The organism is Burkholderia sp. Ac-20379 (assembly GCF_017104645.1).
Lineage (GTDB): Bacteria > Pseudomonadota > Gammaproteobacteria > Burkholderiales > Burkholderiaceae > Burkholderia.
Genome location: NZ_JAAGPF010000440.1, coordinates 1 through 4876 on the forward strand (window position 1 = coordinate 1; position 4876 = coordinate 4876).

The window sequence follows — 4876 nt, forward strand, 5'->3', positions numbered from 1 at the left end:
CGCGACGGCGGTGCGCTCGGCGCGCTGCTGGCCGCCGTGGCGCTGCTGATCGCGCTCGCGTTGCAGGGGTATGCGTGCCTGGTCAGCCTGCGCAGCGTGCCCGACATGTCGGCGCTCTGGCTCGGCGGGCTGCCGGCCGACACCGCCGCCGTGGCCGCGTCGTCGCGCGTCAACACGCCGCTGTTCGTCACCTGCCTGCTGATCCTGCTGGTGGCGGCCGTGTTCGCCACCGCCGGCTCGGCGCGCCTGCTGCCGCGCCATTTGCGCCCGGCGCGCTGGCCCGGCATGGTGCTGCTCGGCTTCTTCAATTTCGCGGTGCCGTTCGGCGCGATCTTCTGCGCGCTCGGCGCGTTCGTGCTGGCGCGCGTGCTGCCCGCCAACCGCGCGATCCTGCCGGTCACGGCGGTGGAAGAGCCGGAATTCGCCGAATACCTGATCGGCTCGGTGTCCTACGGCCGCGGCGCGCGCCTGAAGGCCGAGCTGCGCAACGCCGACGCCAGCGTGGATTTCCGCATGACCGCGCTGCTCGCGATGCAGTCGCTGCCGGTGCGCACGGTGTCGCCGATCCTGCAGGAAATGCTCGCCGATCCGCTCGACGACATCCGTCTGCTGGCCTACGGCAGCCTCGAAAGCAAGGAAAAGGCGCTGACCCAGCGCATCACGGCCGAGCGCAGCGCGCTCGAGGGGCACGGCGCCGGTTCGCTCGACCTGACCGAGCGCGCCCGCATCCTCAAGACGCTGGCCGAGCTGTACGGCGAACTGATCTATCAGCAACTGGTGACGGGCGACGTGTACGACAACGCGATCGCGCAAGCCGACCGCTTCGCCGAAGCCGCGCTGGCGCTCGCGCCGGGCGACGCCGCGCTGTGGCGCCTGCGCGGCCGTCTCGCGCTGCTGCTGCGCGACCTCGACGCCGCCGACGCGATGCTGGCCCGCGCCATCGAAAGCGGCTTCCCGCGCGACCGGATGCTGCCTTACCTGGCCGAAGCGGCCTACCTGCGCCGCGATTTCGTGCGCGTGCACAGCCTGCTCGGCGCGATGGATCGTCACGCCGTCACGCCGACGCTGCAGGCCGCCCTCGATTTCTGGCAGCCGGAGCCCGACGCGGCTGCGGCCAGTGCCTCCCGCGAATGAGTTCCGCCATGACGACACCGTCCACGACCGCGCTGCCGCGCGCCGCCTCCGCCGACGTGCTGCTGCTGCTTGAAGGCACGTTCCCGTATGTGAGCGGCGGCGTGTCGAGCTGGGTCAACCAGATGATCCGGGCGTTCCCGGAGCACAGCTTCGCGCTGTGCTTCCTCGGCAGCCGCCCGCAGGATTACGCGAAGCAGCATTACGTGCTGCCCGACAACGTCGTGCATCTGGAGAATCACTACCTCTACGATTTCCCGCCGCCGCCGCTCGTCAAGAAGATGGGCGGCGATCCGGAAGCCTTCGCCCGTTCGGCCGCGCTGCACGAAAGCATGCGCAACCCGGCGATGCGCACGGTGGGCGCGCAACTGCTCAAGGACATGCTGGCCGACCTGAAGCCGGGCGGCGCGCTGAGCGAGGACGCGTTCCTGTATTCGAAGCAAGCCTGGGAATACCTGACCGACCAATACCGCAAGCACTGCACCGATCCGTCGTTCGTCGACTACTTCTGGACGGTGCGGATCATGCACAAGCCGCTCTGGCAACTGGCGCGGATCGCCGAAGGGCTGCCGGCGGGCAAGGTGCTGCATACGGTGTCCACCGGTTACGCCGGCTTTCTCGGCGCGCTCGCGCATCACCGCACGGGCCGCCCGTTGCTGGTGTCCGAGCACGGCATCTACACCAAGGAACGCAAGATCGACCTGTTCCAGAGCGAGTGGATCCGCGACAACCGCAGCATCTTCGAGCGCGACGTATCGCAGGTGGGCTATTTCCGCGATCTGTGGGTGCGCTTCTTCCAGGCGCTGGGCCGCGCGTGCTACGACGCGTCGAGCGACATCATCGCGCTGTACGAGGGCAACCGGCAGCGCCAGATCGTCGACGGCGCGCCGGCCGAACGCACCGGCACGATCCCGAACGGCGTGAACCTCGCGCGCCTCGCGCCGCTGCGCGAGAAGCGCGCGGCCGAGGTGCCGAAAACGCTGTGCCTGATCGGCCGCGTGGTGCCGATCAAGGACATCAAGACGTTCATCCGCGCGATGCTGACCGTGCTGCGCCGCATGCCGGACGCCGAAGCGTGGATCGCCGGCCCGGAAGACGAGGATCTCGCCTACGCGCAGGAATGCCGCGCGCTGGTGGACAGCCTCGGCCTGAAGGACAAGGTCAAGTTCCTCGGTTTCCAGAAGATCGACGAGCTGCTGCCGAAGTGCGGAATGCTGGTGCTCAGCTCGATCTCCGAGGCGCTGCCGCTGGTGGTGCTGGAAGGCTTCGCGGCGGGCGTGCCGTCGGTGACCACCGATGTCGGTTCGTGCCGCCAGTTGATCGAAGGCCTGCCCGGCGAGGACGCCGCGCTGGGCGCGGCGGGCCGCGTGGTGCAGATCGCCGACCCGCGCGCGCTGGCCGAGGCCGCGCTCGATCTGTTCGAGGACGGCAACTGGCACGCCGCGCAGCGCGCCGGGATGGCCCGCGTCGAACGTTATTACACGCAGGACCAGATGATCGGTTCGTATCGCACGCTGTACCGGCGCCTGATCGAGGCGCCGTCGCAGCAGGCCGCGGGCGGGCCGCTGACCTGCCCGATGCACTGAAGGAGGCCGCGAACCATGGCCGGAATCGGATTCGAACTGCGCAAGATGCTCCGTCGCAACACGCTGACGGGCATGATGCAGGCCTATACCTATGCGGGGCTGATCGGCGCGGGGCCGTGGGTGCTGTCGATCGTCGGGATCCTGCTGATCGGCGTGCTCAGCGTGCCGTTCGTCACGCCGACGGGGGCGGTCACGCAGTTCCAGGTGTCGGTGACCTATCTCATCGCGGTGTCGCTGGTGCTGACCGGGCCGCTGCAACTCTGGTACACGCGCTTCACGTCGGACCGCCTGTTCGAGAAGCGCCGCGATCTCGTGCTGCCGAACTTCCATGCCGTGATGCTGGTGGTGACGGTGGCGTCCGCCGTGATCGGCGCGCTGGTCACGCTGTTCGCGTTCGGCGGGCAGACGGCCGGCTACCGGATGCTGATGCTGGCCGGCTTCGTGGTGATGAGCAACATCTGGATCGCCACCATCTTCCTGTCGGGCATGAAGCGCTACGTGGCGATCATCGTGGTGTTCGCGGTGGGCTACGCGGTCACCACGATCGCCGCGATCGGGCTCGAGCGCTTCGGGCTGAGCGGCCTGCTGACCGGCTTCGTGGTGGGCCAGACGCTGCTGCTGTGCGGCCTGCTCGGGCTGATCTACCGCGATTTCGACAGCGACCGCTTCATCTCGTTCGAGATCTTCGAGAAGCGCTACCGCTATCCGTCGCTGATGCTGATCGGGTTCCTGTACAACCTCGGCATCTGGATCGACAAGTTCATGTTCTGGTACTCGGCGGGCACCGGCCAGCCGGTGATCGGGCCGCTGCGCGCGTCGATCATCTACGACATCCCGGTGTTCCTGGCCTACCTGGCGATCATTCCGGGCATGGCGGTGTTCCTGCTGCGCATCGAGACCGATTTCGTCGAGTACTACGACGCGTTCTACGACGCCGTGCGCGAGGGCGCCTCGCTCCAGCACATCGAGCGGATGCAGCGCGCGATGGTTGAGGCGCTGCGCGAGGGCGTGTGGGAAATCCTGAAGATCCAGGGGATGGCCGCGCTGATCCTGTTCGCCGCCGCGCCCACCTTGCTGCAGTGGCTGCACATCCCGTCGCTGTACCTGCCGCTGCTCTATATCGACGTGATCGCCGCCAGCATGCAGGTGGTGTTCATGGGCATCCTCAACGTGTTCTTCTATCTGGACAAGCGGCGCATCGTGATCTGGCTGGTGGGCGGCTTCGTGACGCTCAACGTGCTGCTGACGGCGCTCACGCTGAACGCGAACCCGGCCACTTACGGCTACGGCTTCGCGGGCGCGTTGTTCGCGGTGATGCTGGCCAGCCTGTACTGGCTCGACCGCAAGCTCGAAACGCTCGAGTACGAAACGTTCATGCTGCAGTGATCGCGGCGCGGCGGCGGGCCCTGTGCGCCGCCGCCGCTTGCTCGCTCAGGCGCGTTGCGCCTGATAGGTGGCCAGCGAGATCAGGCCGCCGTGACTCAGTTGCACCACCGCATGCCGGCCGTCGCGCCCGATCGGGTAGGAACAGGTGCCGCCGTCCTGGCCGAGCACGCCGCCCAATACCTCCGATTCCATCAGAAACGCCGTCGCGTCCGCCAGATAGCGCGCGACGAGTTGTTGCGCCTGCACGCCTTCCTCGCCGCGATAGCCGCCGTGGCGGGCCACCTGCAACGCGCCGCGCGAGAGCCGCACGAAGCCGAGCGCGCGGCCGGCCGCCACCCACGCGCGCACCACCTGCGCGACGCCGTCCGGCGAGGGCAGGCCGGCCACCTGCGGGCAATCGAGCGCGCCGAACAGCGCCGGGTACAGGTGATCGAGCGCCGTCTGAGCCGCCTCGCGGCGTTGCGCGGCATGGGCCGACGGATTGCCGAGGCGCTCGGCGCTGTCCAGATAGAAGCGGAACAGGTCGGTGAATTCGAGCACCGTGCGCGCGTTCGCCACCGCGAACGCGGCGGCTTCGTGCTGCACGAACTCGGGATGGCGGGCGACTTCGTCCATGCCGGCCAGCACCGCCAGCGCGAGACGGCCGTCGAGATCGACGGACTGGAACAGCGGCGCGCCGTCCACGCCCAGTTGCGCGAGAAAACCGGCGCCGGCCGCCAGCGCGTCCTGCGCGAGCAGCTGGTGCGCGTCGAGCCGCGCGCGGGCGCGGTCGA

General features: G+C 68.7%; 4 protein-coding genes. 3 read left to right on the forward strand and 1 reads right to left on the reverse strand.

Going from position 1 to position 4876, the window contains the following annotated elements; all coding sequences use genetic code 11:
* The 3 genes from G3N92_RS30950 to pelG form a co-directional block, all read left to right on the forward strand.
* The coding region (locus G3N92_RS30950; RefSeq protein WP_206131352.1) for a sugar ABC transporter permease at positions 1–1134 on the forward strand (1134 nt) is incomplete at its 5' end.
* Between the two features lie 8 nt (positions 1135–1142).
* The gene (gene pelF / locus G3N92_RS30955; RefSeq protein WP_206131353.1) at positions 1143–2717 is read left to right on the forward strand and encodes a GT4 family glycosyltransferase PelF; all 1575 of its coding nucleotides are present in this window, start codon (positions 1143–1145) and stop codon (positions 2715–2717) included.
* Between the two features lie 15 nt (positions 2718–2732).
* On the forward strand, positions 2733–4103 hold the full coding sequence (pelG, locus tag G3N92_RS30960) for an exopolysaccharide Pel transporter PelG (RefSeq protein WP_206131354.1): 1371 nt from the start codon (positions 2733–2735) through the stop codon (positions 4101–4103).
* Positions 4104–4148: 45 nt separating this feature from the next.
* On the opposite strand, the gene G3N92_RS30965 is transcribed toward pelG, so the two are convergent.
* On the reverse strand, positions 4149–4876 hold a 728-nt coding region (locus tag G3N92_RS30965; RefSeq protein WP_206131355.1), incomplete at its 5' end, for a hypothetical protein.

Bases quoted from the DNA above. Each gene is read 5' to 3' on its own strand.
- pelF (WP_206131353.1), top strand. From the start codon at position 1,143: ATGACGACACCGTCCACGACCGCGCTGCCGCGCGCCGCCTCCGCCGAC.
- pelG (WP_206131354.1), top strand. From the start codon at position 2,733: ATGGCCGGAATCGGATTCGAACTGCGCAAGATGCTCCGTCGCAACACG.